At 68.6% G+C, this 18967-nt stretch carries 13 protein-coding genes; 3 read left to right on the plus strand and 10 right to left on the minus strand.

Annotation, left to right across the window (positions count from 1 at the left end; all coding sequences use genetic code 11):
- Window positions 1-7: 7 nt before the first annotated feature.
- From DSD19_RS13475 to DSD19_RS13510, 8 genes are all read right to left on the minus strand, one after another.
- Window positions 8-889, minus strand: a complete 882-nt coding sequence (locus DSD19_RS13475) for a protein-glutamate O-methyltransferase CheR (RefSeq protein WP_113669950.1) — start codon at window positions 887-889, stop codon at window positions 8-10.
- A gap of 71 nt (window positions 890-960) precedes the next feature.
- A complete protein-coding gene (locus DSD19_RS13480; RefSeq protein ID WP_113669951.1) occupies window positions 961-1431 on the minus strand; it encodes a chemotaxis protein CheW in 471 nt (156 codons plus the stop codon).
- 70 nt (window positions 1432-1501) lie between these two features.
- Complete coding sequence (locus DSD19_RS13485) at window positions 1502-3202, minus strand: methyl-accepting chemotaxis protein (protein ID WP_113669952.1); 1701 nt, start codon at window positions 3200-3202, stop codon at window positions 1502-1504.
- Window positions 3199-3708: a chemotaxis protein CheW gene (locus DSD19_RS13490; RefSeq protein WP_108028083.1), complete on the minus strand. Its 510-nt coding sequence runs from the start codon at window positions 3706-3708 to the stop codon at window positions 3199-3201. The genes DSD19_RS13485 and DSD19_RS13490 overlap by 4 nt, the downstream gene beginning before the upstream one ends.
- Window positions 3705-5678 carry a chemotaxis protein CheA gene (locus DSD19_RS13495; RefSeq protein WP_113669953.1) on the minus strand — a complete coding sequence of 658 codons (1974 nt, stop codon included), beginning with the start codon at window positions 5676-5678 and terminating at the stop codon, window positions 3705-3707. The genes DSD19_RS13490 and DSD19_RS13495 overlap by 4 nt, the downstream gene beginning before the upstream one ends.
- Window positions 5675-6043 carry a response regulator gene (locus DSD19_RS13500; protein ID WP_075787314.1) on the minus strand — a complete coding sequence of 123 codons (369 nt, stop codon included), beginning with the start codon at window positions 6041-6043 and terminating at the stop codon, window positions 5675-5677. The genes DSD19_RS13495 and DSD19_RS13500 overlap by 4 nt, the downstream gene beginning before the upstream one ends.
- A gap of 30 nt (window positions 6044-6073) precedes the next feature.
- The gene (locus tag DSD19_RS13505) at window positions 6074-6382 is read right to left on the minus strand and encodes an STAS domain-containing protein (RefSeq protein ID WP_075787315.1); all 309 of its coding nucleotides are present in this window, start codon (window positions 6380-6382) and stop codon (window positions 6074-6076) included.
- Window positions 6383-7042: 660 nt separating this feature from the next.
- A complete protein-coding gene (locus tag DSD19_RS13510) occupies window positions 7043-8620 on the minus strand; it encodes a hypothetical protein (RefSeq protein ID WP_113669954.1) in 1578 nt (525 codons plus the stop codon).
- Window positions 8621-8835: 215 nt separating this feature from the next.
- Between DSD19_RS13510 and DSD19_RS13515 the strand changes: the two genes are divergently transcribed.
- From DSD19_RS13515 to DSD19_RS13525, 3 genes are read left to right on the plus strand one after another with little or no spacing between them, the layout of a single operon-like run.
- Entirely contained in the window at window positions 8836-9831 is a 996-nt protein-coding gene (locus DSD19_RS13515) for a TRAP transporter substrate-binding protein (protein WP_075787317.1), read from the plus strand.
- A 1-nt stretch (window position 9832) separates the two neighbouring features.
- Window positions 9833-10336 carry a TRAP transporter small permease gene (locus tag DSD19_RS13520; protein WP_207802464.1) on the plus strand — a complete coding sequence of 168 codons (504 nt, stop codon included), beginning with the start codon at window positions 9833-9835 and terminating at the stop codon, window positions 10334-10336.
- Complete coding sequence (locus DSD19_RS13525; RefSeq protein ID WP_113669955.1) at window positions 10333-11583, plus strand: TRAP transporter large permease; 1251 nt, start codon at window positions 10333-10335, stop codon at window positions 11581-11583. The genes DSD19_RS13520 and DSD19_RS13525 overlap by 4 nt, the downstream gene beginning before the upstream one ends.
- Window positions 11584-11603: 20 nt before the next feature.
- Here DSD19_RS13525 and DSD19_RS13530 read toward each other — a convergent pair whose 3' ends face one another.
- Entirely contained in the window at window positions 11604-14795 is a 3192-nt protein-coding gene (locus DSD19_RS13530) for a GGDEF and EAL domain-containing protein (protein WP_133260437.1), read from the minus strand.
- 385 nt (window positions 14796-15180) lie between these two features.
- Window positions 15181-18894: a M10 family metallopeptidase C-terminal domain-containing protein gene (locus DSD19_RS13535; protein ID WP_113669957.1), complete on the minus strand. Its 3714-nt coding sequence runs from the start codon at window positions 18892-18894 to the stop codon at window positions 15181-15183.
- Window positions 18895-18967 lie beyond the last annotated feature (73 nt).

Consider the following 18967-nt stretch of genomic DNA (forward strand, 5'->3'; position numbering starts at 1 on the left):
GGCATCCTCATTCGACCTGGAAGGTGGCGGGCGCGAGCTGGCGCAGCGGAAGTTCGGCCGCGATCCCGCTTTCGGAATGACCGAGAAACAGGAACCCGCCCGGCCGGATATGCCGGATCAGCCGCCCGACCACGGCGATCTGAACGTCGCGTTCGAAATAGATCAGGACATTGCGCAGGAAGATCGCGTCGAAATCGCTGTCGACCGCATAGCGCGTGTCCATCAGGTTGAGCCGCGCAAAGGACACCCGCGCGCGCAGTTCGGGCACGACCCGCACCTCCTGACGCACGGGGTCGCGCGCCTCCATGAAATAGCGATGACGCAGCCCCTCGGGCACCGGGGCCGCGAAGGCGGTGGGATAGATCGCCATCTTGGCATGGGCCAGAACGGCGGTCGAAATGTCGGTGCCCAGCACCGTGAAGTCGAAGCCCGGACCCCGCGCCGCCGCCTCGGCCAGCACCATCGCGATGGTGTAGGCCTCGGCCCCGATCGAACTGGCCGCGCTCCAGAGTTTGAGCCGGGTCCGGCGCCCGCCCCCGGCCCGCCCCAGCATCGCGTCAAGCCCGGGTCCCGCCAGAAACCGGAAATGATCGGACTCGCGGAAGAAGTCGGTCTTGTTGGTGGTCACCACGTCGATCAGGTGCAGCGCCTCGCGGTCAAGCCCGCCCTCCTGGAACAGGAACCGGCAATAGGCGGCAAGGTTGGGCTGACCGCAGGCCCGGACCCGCCGCCGAAGCCGCGCCTCGACCATGAGGCGCTTGGACGGCGGCAGCCGGATCCCGGTCTGGCGGTTCACCAGCGTGGCAATGCGCGAAAAGCTGCTATCGTCGATCCGGTCGCCGTCATCGGCACCGCCGGTCGGTCTCAGGGCTAGCGAAGAGGCCGTCATGGCGGGCTCCGTGAAAGATGGGTTGCAGGGCCGGGGCGTCCGCGACGCGGTCGAAAACCCGGGAGGGAGGCTCAGGCGGCGGCGCCGGAGGCCGCGGGCAGATCGGCCGCGGCGAACAGCCGGTCAAGATCGAGCACGGTCACGAAGGCCCCGTTGCGGCGGCCGACGCCCGCCACGAATTCGGTGCGCCAGGACGCGCCCAGATCGGGCGGCGCCTCCATCGTGTCGGCATCCAGCGCGGTCACCTCGAACACCCGGTCGGTCTTGAGCCCGATCCGGCGCGGCGCCTCGCCCACGCGGGCGTCCAGCACCATGATCCGGGTGCTGTGGCTGTCCTCGGCGGCGGGCAGCGCCAGGCGCTTGCGCAGGTCCATCACCGGCACGCTTTGCCCGCGCACGTCGATCATGCCCAGGAAATCGGCCGGGGCATGGGGCATCGCCGCGATCGACTGGGTTTCAAGGATTTGCTGCACCCGCTCGACGGGCACGGCGAAAAGACTGTCGGCGGCGCCGAGCGTCACATATTGGGTCTGGTCGGCCATTCTGATCTCCCGGGATCGGTCGGAGACCGGCCGCCTCGGCGAGGCGGCCGGAACTGTGGGATAGGGCGGCTCAGGCGGCGCCAGAGCGCATGAACTGCTGGTCAATGTCGTCATCGCCGCCCATGTCGAGCATGAAGCCCCCCGAGGCCTGGGACGGGCGCCGCCGGGCGGGCGCGGCGGTCTTGCGGATCGCGTCCTCGACCGGCGAACTGTCCGACCGGCGGCCGCGCTGCGCCACGTGATGGCTGCCCGCACGCCCGGCCATTTCATCGAGCGCGACACGGAAGTAGCCGATCACCTGCTGCAGCTGGCTCGATTGGCTTTCCAGCTCTTCGGCGGTGGCCGCCATCTGCTCGGAGGCCGAGGTGTTCTGCTGGGTCACCTTGTCGAGCTGCTGGATCGCGACGTTGATCTGCGCGGCCCCGGCATTCTGTTCCTGGCTGGCATTCGAGATCTCGGCCACCAGTTCGGCGGTGCGCTGGATGTCGGGCACCAGCCGGGTCAGCATCTCGCCCGCCTGCTGCGCGGCCTTGACCGTGTCGCCCGACAGGCCCGAGATTTCCTGCGCCGCCGCCTGGCTGCGCTCGGCCAGCTTGCGCACTTCCGAGGCCACCACCGCAAAGCCGCGGCCATGTTCCCCGGCCCGCGCCGCCTCGACCGCCGCGTTCAGCGCCAGCAGGTCGGTCTGACGGGCGATCTCCTGCACGATCAGGATCTTCTCGGCGATGGTCTCCATCGCCTTGACCGCCTTGCCCACGGCATCGCCGCTGCTTTTGGCGTCGCCGGCCGACTGGCGGGCGATCTTCTCGGTCTGCGCGGCGTTGTCGGCGTTCTGCTTGATGTTGGCCGCCATCTCTTCCATCGAGGACGACACTTCCTCGGTCGACGAGGCCTGTTCGGTCGCGCCCTGGCCCAGTTGCTCGGCCGCGGCCGACATCTCCTGGCTTCCGGCCCCCACATTGCGGGACGAGACCGCGACCTCGGTGATGACCTCCTTCAGCTTGGCCACCATGTCGCGCGCGGCCGCCAGAAGGCTGTCGCTGTCGCCCTCGCGGGTCGCCACCTTGACCTCGAGATTGCCGCTGGCGATCTCGCGGATCACGTCGCGGGCATAGTCGGGCTCGCCGCCCAGGGCGCGGGTGATGTTGCGGATCAGGAAGATCGCGGTACCGATGCCGACCAGCAGCGCCAGCCCGATCCCCCCGAAGACCACCTTCTGCGAGGTTGCATAGGCTTCGTCGCCTTCCGCGCTGGCCGCACGCGCCCCGTTCGAGTTGAAGGCCACCAGTTCCGTCAGATCGGCCGTGACCGTATCGAACAGTTCCAGAGAGTCGCTCATCTCGCGGCCGGCCAGGTCCTTCTGGTTGTTGCGCGAATAGCGCAGAATCCGCTTGGAGTTCTCGAGATAGTTCGTCAGCCTTTCGTTGAACTGGGCGTAAAGCTGCCGTTCCTCGGGCGCGATGATCAGCGCCTCATAGGCGGCGCGGCTGGCGTCAAGCTTGGCCCGGACGCCGTCGATATAGGTTTCGATCCGTTCGAATTCGGACTCGGTGGTGGCCAGAACATGGGCATACTCGCCGATGCGATACTTGGCCATGATCGTGTCGAGCTGGCGCACCTCGTCCACGCTGGGCAGCCAGTTGTCGGCGATGATCGTCGACTGCGCGTTGATCCGGTTCATCTGCAGGATCGCGACGCCCCCCAACAGGCTGATCAACAGCAGCAGGGCGCCAAAGGCGAGGGCGAGCTTGGCCCTGAGAGAGAGTGTCATTTCGCTTTCCTTTCGTCCGTGGCGAAGGACGGATCGCGATCCCCCTTCGATCCGAAGATCCGGCCCATGTCCGGGATGATGATGAAGTCGTCGCCATGCTTGCCGATGCCGCGCACGAATTCGGCGGGCCAGCGCATGCCGACCTTCGGCGCCTCCTCGACGGAGGCGTCCGAGATTTCGGTGACGTCGTGCACCTTGTCGGCGATGATCCCGACCAGCGCCGGTTCCCCGTCGAGGTCGATCTCGGTCACGACGATCCGGGTATCGGCATCGGGCGGGGTGCGCTCCATGCCGAACATGACCCGAAGATCCGCAAGCGGCACCACCTTGCCGCGCACGTTGATGACACCGTTCACGAAGGCCCGCGCATTGGGCACCTCGGTCACGGGAACCATGTCGAGGATTTCGCTGACGGTTTCGGCCGGCAGCGCGAAGACCTCGCCCTGAAGCCCGACGGTCAGGGCGCGCATCGCGGCGGGCCCGGTGGGCTTGTCGACGGCGCTCATGCCACCCTCCCCAGCTGTTCGCCGCGCAGGCGGCTTTCATAGGCCTGGCCGAAGCCGACCAGCGCGCTCACATCGAGGATCATCGCCACCGTGCCGTCGCCGAGGATGGTCGCGCCCGAGAAGGTCTCGACATCGGCATGCAGCTTGGACAGCGACTTGATGACGGTCTGGCTGTTGCCGATGATCTGGTCGACCACCAGCCCGACCCGCGCCTCGCCCGCCGAGACGATCACCACCTTCTGGTGCTCGGCCCGCTCGGCCTGGGTCCTGAACAGCTCGCGCAGCCGCAGGAACGGCACCAGCCGCCCGCGGATGTTCAGAAAGTTGCGCCCGGCGGCCTTGCCGTCCTGCGCGGCGGGCAGCTCGACGCATTCCTCGACCGCCGACAGCGGGATCGCGTAGCGCCCGGCCCCGACCTGCACCAGCATGCTTTCGATGATCGCCAGCGTCAGCGGCAGGCGCAGCGTCGCGACCGTGCCCTGACCGGGCGTGCTGGTCAGGTCGATGGTCCCGCGCAAGCCCTCGATGGTGCGCTTGACCACGTCCATGCCGACCCCGCGCCCCGAGATCGAGGTGACCTGGCTTGCGGTCGAAAACCCGGGATGGAACACGAACTGGTAAAGCTCCTGATCGGTCACCTTCTGGTCGGGCGCCAGAAGCCCGTTCTGCTCGGCCTTGGCGCGGATTCGCGCCGGGTCGAGCCCCGCCCCGTCATCGGCGATCGAGATCGCGACCTCGGCCCCGGTATGGGCGGCCGACAGCCGGACCCGGCCGCGGGCGGGCTTGCCCGCATGTCCGCGCGCCTCGGGCCCCTCGACGCCATGGTCGATGGCGTTGCGGATCAGGTGGACCAGCGGATCGGCCAGCCGCTCGATCATGGTCTTGTCCAGCTCGGTCTCTTCGCCGCTGGTGACGAAGTCGATCTCCTTGCCCAGCTCGCCCGAGAGGTCGTGCACCAGCCGACGGAAGCGCGAAAACAGCGTGCCGATCGGCACCATCCGAATGCCCATCGTGGTGTCGCGCAGCCCCGAGGACAGCCGTTCCAGCTCTTCGACCACGGCCTTGAGGTTCAGATCGTCCCCGGCCGAGGCGATCTGCGCCAGCCGCGACTGGGCGATCACCAGCTCGCCGACCCGGTCCATCAGCTCGTCGAGCCGCTCGGCCGGCACCCTGAGCGACGAGGCGGCGGCCGCGCGCCCCTCGGCCTCGCGGCCGCGCCGCGCCATGTCGGCGGGGGCCGCCGCCTCGGACGCGTCCTTCGGCGCCTGCGGCGGCTGCAGCGGCTCCAGCGTCAGCTCCATGCCGTCGCGCACGAAGAGGAAGACATCGTCGATCTGTTCGGCCGAGATCCCGGCCTCGAAGGTGACTTCCCAGCCCAGATAGGTGCCGCTCGGGTCCATCTCGTCAAGCGGCGGCAGCCGGTCGGTCAGCCCGACCACGCGGTCGGCCCCCAGCTCGCGCATCTCGTCCAGCAGCAAGACCGGATCGGTCCCGAAGGCGATGGCGTCGGGCGGCAGCCGGAACCGCACCCGCACCCCCCCTGCAGGCGCCGCGGCGGCCGGACCCTTTGCGGCGGGCGCGGCGCCCGCCTCCGGGCCGGTATCGACCGTCTGGCGCAGCGCCTCGAGGATCGGAGCGCCCTTCGCGGCGTGCTGACCGGGCTCGCCGACCAGATCGGCGATATGGTCCTTGGCGGCCAGCGCGATCACCACGAGGCCCGGGCTGATCGCCGCCTTGCCCTTGCGGACGCGGTCGAAGGCGGTCTCGAATTCATGCACGAAATCGGCCACTTCGTCATAGCCGAACATGGCGCCCGACCCTTTGAGGGTGTGCATGGCGCGGAAGCTGGCATCGACCAGCGCGCTGTCGCCCGGGTCGTGTTCGAGATCCAGAAGGGTCTGTTCCAGCGTGTCCAGAAGGTCGCGCGCCTCCTGGCGGAAGGTTTCGGCGGGATCGGCGGACAGGGTCATGCTCCGGCGACCTTCTTCACGACGGCCAGCAATTGATCCTGTTTGAAGGGCTTGGCGATCCAGCCGGTGGCACCCGCCTCCTTGGCCTCGCGCTTCAGCCCGTCATCGGTCTCGGTGGTCAGGAACACGATGGGCACGCCCGCGCTCGAGGCATGGGTGCGGTACTTGCGGATGAAGTCGAGCCCGCTCAGCCGGGGCATGTTCAGGTCGGTGATGACCGCGTCGATCCGGTTGGCGACGGCCTTGTCATAGCCGTCCGCCCCGTCGACCGCCTCGATCACCTGATAACCTGCGGTTGTGAGGGTGTGCGCCACCATCTGAAGGATCGACGGCGAGTCGTCGATGGCGAGGATCGTCTTTGACATTGCAATTCTCCAAGATCTGGGGGGCTCGGATCAGGCGGCGCGCGCCTGACCCGGCAGGTCGAGACCGGCCCGTTCGAAGGCGGTCGCGCAGGCGCCGCCGGGCGGGGCGATCAGCGTGAACGGCCGGCCGGCCAGGGCCGCGTCCCGGGCCAGAGCCAGCAATATCTGTAGGATCGCCACATGCATGCCAGTCGCTTCGGTCGTGTCGACAACGATGGCGCCGCCCCCGCGCAGGGCCGCCAGGACCCGGTCGCGGATGCCGGCCGCGTCGCGCGGTCCAAGCTCATGCGCCAGGCAAATCTCTCCCGTTCCGATCATGTCGGGTGTTTCCGGGTTCATGTCTGCATCTCCGTCCAGGTTCGGGAAAAGACGAGGCCTTAGGCCTGTTCTGTTTCCGGACATTCGCGTTCTGGATGAGAAGCCGCCGGGCGACAAACGGACAGTCCGCTAAATTTTTCCGGTTCTCCTAGGAAATGCCCCAATTGGGATCTTGGCCGAAACGCCCCAAAGGTGACGCAAGGGAAACAAAACCACGGCGAGAACCGCCCTTCGCCAGGATTAAAATCAAAAGCCTCGTTCTTTCTTGCTTGCCGGACGCTGTGACGTTGCGCCCGATCCCGCTGCGGTAACGAAGCGCGATCGGCACGTCCGATTCCCCGACTCGCGCCCGGACGGCCGCCAAACGGTATTTCTTCCCGCCGATCTCTGACGTTGCGTTGCAGATGCGCCGGACCCCGATCCGTCGGCAGCGTAACCCTTCGTTTCGACCTGTGGCGAAGTCGGGGCACCGGGCCTGCGCTCGCCACATTTCTGAACGCATAGCTATCATGCATTTTGCGAATACCGGCCGATCGGAGGATTCCCACCCGGCCGCAGGCGGCATCGACCCCGGTTTCGAGAGGATGTTCCGAATCGCGCAGGGAAAATCCGGCGCCAGACACAGCATGTCGCGCCGAGCGGCCCGGTCGGCCGGGGCAGGATGTCAGGAGATCGCGAGCCTCAGGGTCGCGGGGTGCAGTCTGCCGTGACGCTGTAAAGCGTGACGCGGTGACGACCCTGCGCCACGGCCGACCGGTAAAGCGGGTCGAGGACGACCGTAGCGCCGGGCTCGACCCGGCGCAGAAGCAGGGCGCGGTTCAGGTCCCAATCGGCGAAATGGGTGATCCCGGCGGCTTTCAGATAGGTGCAGACCCGCCCCTCGCGCAGCGCCGCGGCCGCCAGACCGTTCACCACCCCGTCGAGATTGACCACCCGCAGACCCGGCGGCGCGAAATATCCAAGCGCCCCGCTTTGCAGCGCCCCAAGGGTCGCGCCCGGCGGCAGCTCGGGCAGCAGATCGCGGGCCATCTCGCCATAGCCGCTGGGGGGCGCGAAGGCATGCAGCCGCTCGGTCCCCGGATCGCTCAGCACCGGTGCGAGGCGCCAGAGCCCAAAGCCGCAAAGCGCGAGGACGGCCAGCCCCCAAAGCACACGCACCGCCAAGGGCGGGGACCGCCCGAACACCAGAGCCGCCGCCAGCACCGGCACCAGGCAATGGATCGGCGAAAAGTACCGCTCGAAGAACCAGACCGCGCCAAGCCCCAACGTGTAGGCCAGAAAGAGCGCAAGGCAGCCCAGGGCCAGCGCCGCCGCCAGCGGCGCACAATGCCCCCGCCGAACCGCCAGCAAAGGCAGCAGGATTGCGGCCGCGACCGCGATCCCGGCCATGGGCGCCCAGCCGAAAACCGCGTCGGGCCAGACCCCGCCCAAGGCCAGCACGCCCATCGTGAAGGTCATCCATCCGTCGAACCCGTCGGCCGCCGCAAGCGTGGCCACCGCCGCCCCGCTTTCGGGCAGCGGATTTCCGGTCAGCCAAAGGCAGACCCCGACCCAGGGCGCGATCACGGCAAACGCCGTCAGCGCCGCGCGCCCCGCGCCGCGCCAGCCCAGCGCGCGAACCGCCCAGATCCCCGCCGGTGCCAGCAGCACCGCCGCATCGACCCGCGCCAGCACCGCGAGCCCGGCCAGCCCCCCGATCCCGACGAAGCGACGCATCGGTGCACCCGGCCGGGTTTCGGCCAGCGCAACGGCGGTGGCCAGCAGCGCCGCCGCCGCCAGCGCGGTTTCAAGCCCGTTCGGATGGGTCAGTGCAAAGACCGGACCGGTGGCCAGCACCAGCCCGACCCCGGCCGCCGCCAGACATGACCCGGTCAGCGCCAGCGCCAGCCGTGCCGCCAGCCCCGCCGCCAGCGCCCCGGCGATGGCCCCGATGGCGGCCGCCGCCAGTGCGGGCAGCACCGGGTCGGCGGTCAGCCGGAAGATCGGCACCAGAAGCGCCACGATCAGCGGCTGAAACCCCGTGGTTGGCACCGTCCCATCGGCCGTGGGGCCGAGACCGGCCGCGATGTTGCGCGCGATGGACAGAACATAATAGGTGTCGTCGGGAAAGACCTGCCGGTCGAGCGCGTCGGCCCCCCACAACAGCAGCGGCAGGCGCAGGATCAGCGCCGCCAGGGTCACGGCCGCCAGCACCGCCCCGGCCGGGACGGCACGCGCCCCGACCCTCGGCTGCGGCATCGGCGGTGAAAGATCGGGCATCGATTGGCAGGCCACGGCAGAATTGTTCTGAGATCCGGGATAATGCCACCCCGGGGCAGCAGTCTGTCGCGATCAAGGCGAAATCCGGGCACTCCCCCCCCCGGCAAATCATCCTGTCCACCCGCGCGCGTCTGCCGCAATTATCGGCATGTTCGGTTGACGCCCTGCGTAACATCGCCCAAGGTCCCGCCGCTGATCCTGAAGGAGACTCCCCGATGCAGAGACGTTCGTTCCTGTCCGCCGCAGCCGCCGCGCTGGCGCTTGGCGCCACCCCCGCTCTGGCCGCCGATCTCGACGGCATGAAGCCCGTCACCCTGCGGCTGGCCCATGTGGTGAACGAGAAGGACGCCTATCAGGTGGCCGCCGTCGCCTTCCGCGATCTGGTGGCCGAACGCAGCGGCGGCAAGATCTCGGTCGAGATCGTGCCCAATGCCACGCTCGGCGACGAACGCACCCTGCTGGAAGGCATGCAGATCGGCAGCATCGACATGGGACTGATCACCAACGGGCCGGTCGCGAACTTCGTCGAGGAAATGGCGGTGTTCGAGCTGCCCTTCCTCTTTCCCTCGCGCGAGGCCGCCTATGGGGTGCTCGACGGCGAGATCGGCCAGGAGCTGCTGGACAAGCTGGCCGATGTCAATCTCAAGGGCCTCGCCTATGCCGAGCGCGGCTTCCGCAACCTGACCAACTCCAGGCGTCCGGTGGCGACGCCTGCCGATCTCGACGGGCTGCGCATCCGGGTGATGGAAAACCCGGTCTATACCGACAGCTTCCGGGCGCTGGGCGCCAATGCCATTCCGATGGCCTGGACAGAGGCGCTGACGGCGATGCAGCAGGGCACCATCGACGGGCAGGAAAACCCGGTCGGGGTGGTCTATTCCTTCAAGCTGAACGAGACCCAGAAATACATGACCATGACCCGGCATACCTATGCGCCCGCGGTCTTCGTGATGGGCATGCCCACCTGGTCGAAACTGCCCGAGGCGGCGCAGCAGATCGTGGTCGAGGCCGCGCATGACGCGGCGGCCACCGAACGCGCCTTCAACGCCGATATGGAGGCCCAGCAGCTTGACGAACTGAAAGCCGCCGGGATGGAGGTGAACGAGACCCCCGACCTGACCGCCTTCCAGGAGGCCGTGGCGCCGGTCTACGAGAAATACGGCGAGAGGTTCGGCGACACCCTGACCCGGATCCGGGCGGAGCTGAACTGACGTGCTGAGCCTCCTCGGCCGGATCGAACGCGCGATCGGCGCCGTGCTTGCCCCCGTGATCGCGGCGGGCATGGCGGCGCTGATCGCGGTCATCACGCTGCAGATCGTGTCGCGGGTGGCCTTCACCGCGGTCGGCTGGACCGAGGAGGTCGCGCGGTTCCTTCTGATCGGGCTGACCTTTCTGGGCGCGGCGCTGGCCTGGCAGCGGCACCGCCATATCGCGGTCGGCGTGCTGGTCGAGCGGCTGCCCGACCCCGCGCGCCGCGCCGCGACCGCGCTGGCCCTGGTCATCGCCGTGGCCTTCCTGATCAGCCTGGCCTGGATCGGCCAGACCTACATGACGATGCAGAGCTTCCAGAAATCCGCCGCGCTGCGGCTGCCCATGAGCTATATCTACGCGATCATCCCCGTCAGCGCGGGTCTGATGGCCTGGCTGGCCGCGACCGATCTGATGCGGCTTTTGCTGACCGGCGCCCTTCCCGACGCCGGGGAGCCGGTGGAATGAGCCTGCTTCTCTTCGGCCTGTTCTTTCTGTTCATGATCCTCGGCCTGCCGGTCGCGCTGGCCATCGGCGGCGCGACCATGGTCGCGATGCAGGCCGGCGGCGTGCCGCTTCTGGTGCTGCCGCAGCAGATGTTTTCCGGCATCAACTCCTTCGCGCTGGTCGCGGTGCCGATGTTCATCCTCGCGGGCGACATCATGGCCGAGGGCAAGGTCAGCGCCCGGCTGGTGGCGCTGGCCGATGCGATGATCGGCTTTCTGAAGGGCGGGCTTTCCATCGTCTCGGTGCTGGCGGCGATGTTCTTCGCCGCGATCTCGGGCTCGGGCGCGGCGACGACGGCGGCGGTCAGCTCGACGCTGGTGCCCGAGCTTACCCGCAAGGGCTATGACCCGGCCTCGGCCGCCAGCCTGATCGCGGCGGGCGGCACCATCGGCGTGGTGATCCCGCCCTCGGTGCCGATGATCATCTATGCGGTGATCGCCCAGGAATCCGTGTCGGCGTTGTTTCTGAGCGGCTTTTTGCCCGGCATCGCCATGGGCGCGGGGCTGATGGTCGTGGCCCTGGTGCAGGGCCACCGGCGGGCCTATCCCAAGGGCGCGCCCTTCTCGCTGAAAACCATCGCGCGCAGCTTCGTCTCGGCCTTCTGGGGGCTGATGACGCCGGTCATCATTCTGGGCGGCATCTTCTCGGGCCTCTTCACGCCCTCCGAGGCGGCGGTCATCGCGGTCAATTACGCGATCTTCGTCTCGCTCTTCGTCTATCGCGACATGGGGCTGAAGGACATCTACCGGCTGCTGATCCGGTCGGGCGTGACGACCGCCGTCATCATGTTCGTGATCTCGGCCTCGGCCGCGCTCAGCTGGGCCCTGTCGAACTGGCAGGTGCCCGCGCAGATCGGGGCGCTGGTGCTGTCGGTCTCGGACAATCCGACGATCGTGCTGGCAATGATGCTGGTCCTGATCCTCGTCACCGGCATCTTCGTCGAGACCGCCTCGGCGCTGATCATCCTGACGCCGCTGCTGTTGCCGCTGGCGCTGCAACTCGGGGTGGATCCGGTGCATTTCGGGGTGATCCTGGTCGTCGGGCTGGCCATCGGCATGATCACGCCCCCGGTCGCGATCAATCTTTATGTGGCCTCCTCGGTCACCGGGCTGGGGCTAGAGCGCATCGCCAAGGCGGTGCTGCCCTATCTGGCGGTGCTGGTCGCGGTCCTGATCCTCGTGACCTATCTGCCGCTGCTTCCGGGCTGACGGCCTCGCGCGGCGGGCGGTCAGGCCCGCCGCCGCAGTTTTTCCGTCGCATAGGCCAGGAACCCGGCCTCGTCGACAGGCCGGGAAAACAGGTAGCCCTGCAGCACCTGACAGCCCAGCCCCCGCAGGATCCGCACCTGATCGGGGGTCTCGACCCCCTCGGCCACGGTGCCGATCCCCAGCGCCTCGGCGATCTCGACGATGGCGCGCACCAGATTGCGGGACCGCAGGTCGCTTGCCACCGGCGCCACGATGCGGCGGTCGATCTTCAGCGAGGAGGGCGCGATCTCGAGCAGCCCGATGATCGAGGCATGGCCCGAGCCGAAATCGTCGATCTCGATGTCGATCCCGGCCTCGCGCACGGCGGCCAGATGGGTGCGGAAGGCATCGCTTTCCTCTTCGACCAGGATCGATTCCAGCAACTCGAAGGTCACCTTGGTGTCCTCGCTGCGCATCGCCCGCGCGGCCGAGACCACGTCGGGGTCGTGCATCCGGCCAGAACTGACATTGAAGCTGATCTTGGGCAGATGCAGCCCCGCCGCGCGCCAGCGGTCCAGCGCCTGACGGGATTTCTCCATCATCAGGCGGTCGATCTCGGGCACCAGCCGCAGCTGCTGGGCCACATGCATGAAAGCCGAGGGCGCCAGCACGCCCTTCGTCGGATGGCGCCAGCGCAGAAGCGTCTCGGCCCCGACCAGACGGTTCTCCATCGCGCAGACCTGGGGCTGGAAGAACGGCACGAATTCGTCGCGCTCCAGCGCCTCGTGGATCTCGGCCGCCAGCCGCCGGTCGCGCAGGATCGTGTCGTGCAGCGCCCGGGTGAAGAACTGCATCCGGCTGCGGCCGCTGGCCTTGGCGCGATAAAGCGCGGCATCGGCGAAAAGCTGGATGTCGCTGTCGGGGCCGCAGATGTCGTCGCACTGGGCGATCCCGAAGCTGGCGCCGAACCGGCAGGGGCGCCCGCGATACAGCATCGGTTCGGCCAGCCGGGCCTGCACCCGTTCGACCACATCCTGCGCATGGCGCCGCGTCACGCCCGGCGCCAGCAGGATGGCGAATTCGTCGCCCCCGATCCGCGCGGCGAAATCGGCCCCCCGGATCGCACCGCGCAACACCTCGGCCACCCGGATCAGCACCTGGTCCCCGGCCTCATGGCCCAGGGTGTCGTTGACATATTTGAAATGGTCGAGGTCGATGCGGATCAACACGCAATCGCGCGGCCCGCCCGCACCCGCCTCGGCCAGACGCTCGGCCAGAACCCGGTCGTAGAACCGCCGGTTCGGCAGGGCAGTCAACCCGTCATGGAGCGCCTGCCGCTCGTTCTCGATCCGCATCTTCTCGGCCAAGCCGTGGGCGCGGCGCAGGTCGGCTTCGCGTTCGACATCGGCGGTCACGTCGTAAAGCGCGCCGCGCCAGGTCACGACCCCGTCCGGCCCCTTGCGCGGGGTCGCCGAGGCATCGAGCCAGCGCATGCCCCGGATCGGATGGAAGATCCGGAACCGCTGGCGCCGAAGCGCGAGGGTCTGCGAGGTGGTTTCGATATTGGCCAGGAACTGGGGCAGGTCGTCGGGATGGATGCGCTCCAGGATATGCGTCTGCAGCCGCTGATCGTCGCCGCCGGAAAACCCCATCAGGTCGTTGAAATGCGCGCTGGTATAAGTGAAGTTCAACCCGCCCATGGGCGCGCGCTGCGCCTCGTAAAGCCCGACCGGCGCAATCTCGGCGATCGAGGCCAGACGGTCCATCGCATCATGCGCCTCGGCCGTGGCCCGCGCCGCCCGGCGTTCCATCTCGAGCCGCTCGGTAATGTCGATCATGTAGCCGTACCACATCGCCCCGTCGGCCGAGCGGAGCGGACTGGCCGAACACAGAAGCCAGATCGTCCCCTTCTGCGGATGCTCGACCCGGAACTTGACCTCGGCCCGGGCGCCCGTCTCCAGCGACTGGGCGAAGGCGTCCCCGACCACGGCCTCGTCCTCGGGCGCGACATGGCGGAACGCCTTGCCGACACTCTTGCGCAGATCGGCTCCGGTGACCCCCATGAGGTCGGGCAATCGCGAGGTGAAATAGGGAAAGCGCATCTTGCCATCGAACGTCTGCCGCAGCGAGAACAACGCCCCGGGAGAGTTCTCGGCCAGCGTCGTCAGCCCCTCATGCGCGAAGCGTTGGGCCTCTGACGCCTTGGCCGCCCGCCGCTCTGCCGCGATTTCGTCGGTGATATCCAGCACGCTGCAGCGCCACAGCACCGAACCGTCGGGCAGCGCCGTCGGCAGGGACGATCCCCGATACCAGCGCAGTCCCCGCTCGGGGTGCCGCAGCCGGAAGCGCACCGACGCCGGGCACAGATCCTCGGCCGACCGCCGGGCCTGTTCGCGCAGCGCGGCCATGTCGTCGCGATGGATCCAGCGGAACCCGGCGCGCACGTCCCGCGCAAGATCTTCGGCCGGGACGCCGGACAGATCGGCCAGCCTGGCGCTGAAATAGGGGGCGCTCAGCCTGCCCCCCGGATCGCGCCGAAGCTCGAAAAGCGCGACCGGCGCATTGTCGGCCAGCGCGTTCAGCCGTTCGCTGGCATCGCGCGCGGCCTCCGCCAGCCCGGCGGCACGGATCTCGTCCTGCTTGCGGTCGGTGACGTCGACGAGGCTGCCGCAGAGGATCGCCGGACGGTCCCCGGTCGCCGCCGCGAAAAGTTGCCCGGTGGCCGCGAACCAGCGATAGCCGCCTCCCTTGCAGCGGAGCCGGTGATCGAAACCGAACCGGTCGATCTCGCCCCGGACCGCTGCCTCGAGCTGGCCGAGGATGCTCGCGCGGTCCTCGGGATGGATGCGCTCGACGCAGCTTTGCACATCCAGAGGAATTTCGCCGGGTTCATAGCCCAGGACCCGGGAATACTCGGCCGTGGCCCGGATCTCGGTCGCGGGCAGTTCCGCATACCATTGCCCGATTCCCGCCGAGGCGGCCGCCACCTGAAGGATATCGGCCTGCTCCGGAACGCAGGCGCCGGACCGGACGGGCGCCACCGGTCCGGTGTCGCGGTCCGGGCGCCCCTCGCCTTTGGCCGCGGGCCTTTGGCTGGCAGGCCCGTCGGATGGAATGGCCCGGTTGCGAAAGCGGCCGATCAGGGTCTCGAACTGGGTGGACGAGGATGCCGGTTCGGGCTGAGGTTTCCCGCGCGGCCCGATACCGAGGCCGTTCACTTGTTCCTTTGGCACGACACTGGTCCTCGCACTGTCGGTGGGCCCAAGGCGCGGAAAAGCCGCTCCGAGCGATCGGCACACGGTAGGGTTGCAAACGTGCTGCGGAATTACGGCATTTGCGAGGCCGTCGCCTGTGCGCTGCAAGGCTCTTCCGGGCCGAAAAGCCGTTCCGCCGGACCGGCGGGCGACAACCCTGCACAAATCGCTTAAATACCAAGTGCTTGATTGCCCACGCTCTGCCCGGAAAGGGCCGCGCGCCCCGGTCCGGCAAATGTGATTGCGGGCACGAACGTTGCGGCACTTCGGCGGCGGCCATGGACCGCAAGAACGCCGGGGGTCGAAACGGCAAAACGGGGCCGCCTTGTGCCGCCCCGTCCCGGTCCCGCTCCCTTTCGGCGGATCAGATCAGGAAGTCGCTGTCGCTGAGCACGCCGATATCGACTCGCGCCAGCTGGATGTCGACCGTTGCGAAGTCGAACAGCACATCGCGGCCGCTCTGGGTCATGTGGGCGGCCACGTCGGCCCAGCCCGACAGCCCCGAGACAGCCGTCAGGTCGAGCCGGTCGATCCCGGCCCGGAAGTCCATCACCAGATCGACGCCGTCGCCATCCGCGAAGACGAAAAGATCGGCATCGGCGCCGCCGGTCAGCCGGTCGTTGCCCGCCCCGCCCAGAAGCGTGTCCGCCCCGGCGCCGCCGGCCAGAAGGTCGTCCCCCGCATCGCCCGACAGGCTGTCGGCGCCGCGCCCGCCATAGATCCGGTCGTTGCCGCCCCCGCCATGGACGGTGTCGCCGTCGCCGGCCAGATCCCGGCTGCCGTTGAAGCTGTCATCGCCGTCGCCAAGGCGCACGAGGTCGCGGCCGCCCGTGTCGCCCACCCGGTCGTTGCCCGCGCCGCCATCGACGCTGTCGTTGCCCGCCCCGAGCTGGATCGAATCGTTCCCGTCTCCGCCCGAGACGGTATCGCCCTGGCTGCGGCTGTCGCCGGTCGCGGTATAACGGTCATTGCCCGCGCCCAGATCGACCAGATCGTTGCCGCCGCTGTCGGTGACGCTGTCATTGCCCGCACCGCCCGTCAGCGTGTCATTGCCGAGGCCACCCGACAAGAGACCACCCGCATCGCTGGCCTGAAGCAGATCGTCGCCCGCCTCGCCGTAAAGCGCGTCGCGGCCGCCAAGGCTGATCAACCGGTCGTCGCCCGCCCCGCCATAGACCCGGTCCATCCCGGCATCGGCGCTGTCGGTGAAGGTGTCGTCGCCTCCGTCCAGCCGGATCTGGTCGTTGCCCGCCCCGCCCAGCACGGTATCGTCGCCCGCGCCGCCGGTGATCGTGTCATTGTCGGCGCCGCCGTCGATCAGATCGGCCCCGGCCCCGCCCAGGATCACATCGCGCCCGGCCTCACCGTAAAAGCTGTTCAACCCGGCCGTGCCGAAGATCCGGTCGTCGCCGGTGCCGCCGCGCACCGTGTCGCCGCCCGCGGCGCCGGTCTCGGCGGTGTCGACGAAAATATCGGCGCCCTCGCCAAGATCGACGCTGTCCCGCCCGGCCCCGGCATCGACCCGGTCGTTGCCCGCGCCCGCCGCGATGGTATCGGCCATGGCGCTGCCATTCAGCACATCGGCGCCAGCGGTGCCCGTGATCGTTCCCGACACGGCAAGGCCGTCATTGCCCGAGCCCGCAAAGCGGAAGGACGACGCCCCGAGCGTCGCCAGAGCGGTCCCGCGCAGCAGGAGCGTCCCGTCCGAGGTGGTCAGCAGCGTACCGGTCCGCAATTGCGTGGCACCGGTCATCAGCGTGCTCCAGTCCGCGACCGCACCGACCGCGGACAGGTCGATCACATCCCCCGCGCGCAGGTCCATGATCGTGTCGGTGCCGAAGCCCGCGCCCAGCACGAAGACGTCGTTGCCGCCGCCACCGGTCATCGTGTCGTTGCCCGCACCGCCCGCCAGCGTATCGGCACCGCCACCGCCGGACAGCACGTCATTGCCCGCATCGCCCGACAGGCTGTCATTGCCGGTGCTGCCGATGATCCGGTCGTGGCCCTCGCCTCCGCTGACCGTGTCGCCCATCGCCGCAGTGTCGCCGGTGGCCGAATAGCGGTCGTTGCCCGCGCCCAGATCGACGCTGTCATTGCCGCCGGTATCGGAGATGCTGTCATCGCCCGCGCCGCCCGACAGGCTGTCATCGCCCTTGCCCCCCTGCAGCGCGTCATTGCCGGCGCCGCCCGTGACGGTGTCGTTGCCGGCGCCCGCGCTCACCCGGTCGTTCCCGGCGCCGCCGTCGATCAGGTCGTTGCCATTGCTGGTGGTGATGGTGTCGTTGCCGTCGCCGCCGCTGACGGTATCGGCCATGCCGGGGCTGTCGCCGCGGCCCAGATAGCGGTCATTGCCCGCGCCCAGATCGACCAGATCTGCGCCGCCATCATCGGTCACGTTGTCCATCCCGGCCCCGCCGGTGATGGTATCGTTGCCGGTTCCGCCCGACAGCACGCTGCCCGCATTGCCGGCGGTCAGCACGTCGTCGCCAGCCTCGCCATAGAACAGGTCGCGCCCGCCCTGCGACACCAGCCGGTCGTTGCCCGCCCCGCCATAGACACGGTCGGCGCCGATATCGGTGCCATCGACGAAAACGTCGTCGCCAGACTCGAGATAGACGATGTCGTTGCCGAGCCCGCCGGTCACCGTGTCATTGCCCGAATTCGCACGGATGGTATCCGCCCCGGCAAGCCCGTCGATCAGGTCGTCGCCGGTCGTTCCCTGGAGGACGTCCCTCGCCTCGGTGCCAGAGATCTGGGTCGCCGAACTGCCGCCCGCCCCACCGCTGCCCGACCCGCTACCGCCCGACCCGCTACCGCCCGATCCACCGCCCGATCCGCCGCCCGATCCGTCCGACAGCAGGAAGTTGGCGACGGTCAGGGCGCCAAGTGTGACCCCCTGCAACAGCACGCTGCCTTCGGTCGTGGCGATGGTGACGCCCGAAGCCGACTGCGCCATCAGCGCGACCAGATCCGTCCAGCTGGCCGCCCCCGGGATCGTGGTAAAGTCGATCCGGTCGACCGAAGCGAAATCGGTGATCCGGTCATCGCCGAACCCGGCGAAGAAGCGGAAAAGATCCGCCCCGGCCCCGCCGGTCATGCTGTCGTTTCCGGCACCTCCGATCAAAACGTCGTCGCCCGCCCCGCCGTCAAGCGTGTCGTTGCCCGACCCGGTCGAGATCGTGTTGGCGGCCGTATTGCCGGTCACCCGGTCGGCCCCGGCGCCAGTCGTGACGTTTTCGATCACCGTGCCCGCGGCGATCATCATGTTGCCGGTCCAGCCCAGCGCGTCCGAGGTCCTGCCTGCGGTCAGGTCGATCCGGTTGCTTGCCGCCCAATGCGAGAAATCGACCAGATCGGTGCCGCCGCTGTCGGACAGCACGAAGGTAACCGGCTGGATCCCGGTCCGTCCGAGCGTGTCGAGCGCCCCGCCCGCGGTCGAGTTGCGCCCGTAGACGGTGTCGCCCGCATGCACCGCGGCCGGGGCGCCATAAAGCGTCTGCACCGCGTGGGCATCGGCAATCATCGGGGTCAGGGTGAAGGCGGTCGTGGCGGCCACATATGTATTCTCGCCCTGCGAGAAATAGGACATGACGCTGGTCTGCCAGCTGTCATTGGCATAAAGCGCGTCGCGCGAATAGCTGGCCGAGCCGTTGTAATTGCCGGTATGGCCCAGCCCCAGCGCGTGCCCGATCTCGTGCAGATAGGTCTGATAGCTGTAGCTGTCGAAGCCGGTCCCGTAGGTGCTGACCCAGCTGCGGGCCACGTTCACGGTGGTGCTGCTGATCGCGTTGCCCGAGACATAGGTCTGGGAATAGGCGCCCGAGCTGTTGTTGACGAAGGACATCCGCGCGCCCGAAGACACCTCGGTGAAGCCGATGTTTGCCGCCTCGCTCCAGGCGTCCAGCGCGGTGCGGGCCAGCGCCCGCTCGGACGCGTTCATGCTCGACCCGAAAGAATAGGTGACGGTGTGATCGGACCCCGAGAACTGCCAGGACCGCGCGGGCTGGCCGGTCGCGGACCAGTAGCCGGTCAGAAGCTGGTTGGCGATCTGCTGGGTGGAATAGATCGGACGCGCCATGGCCTGTCTCCTCGTTCTGGTCCGGGGCGCAGCCGGTCGGGTGGCGCCGCTCCGAAATTGCCGGGGGGGGGGG

Source organism: Rhodovulum sp. BSW8 (assembly GCF_003314725.1).
Lineage (GTDB): Bacteria > Pseudomonadota > Alphaproteobacteria > Rhodobacterales > Rhodobacteraceae > Rhodovulum > Rhodovulum visakhapatnamense.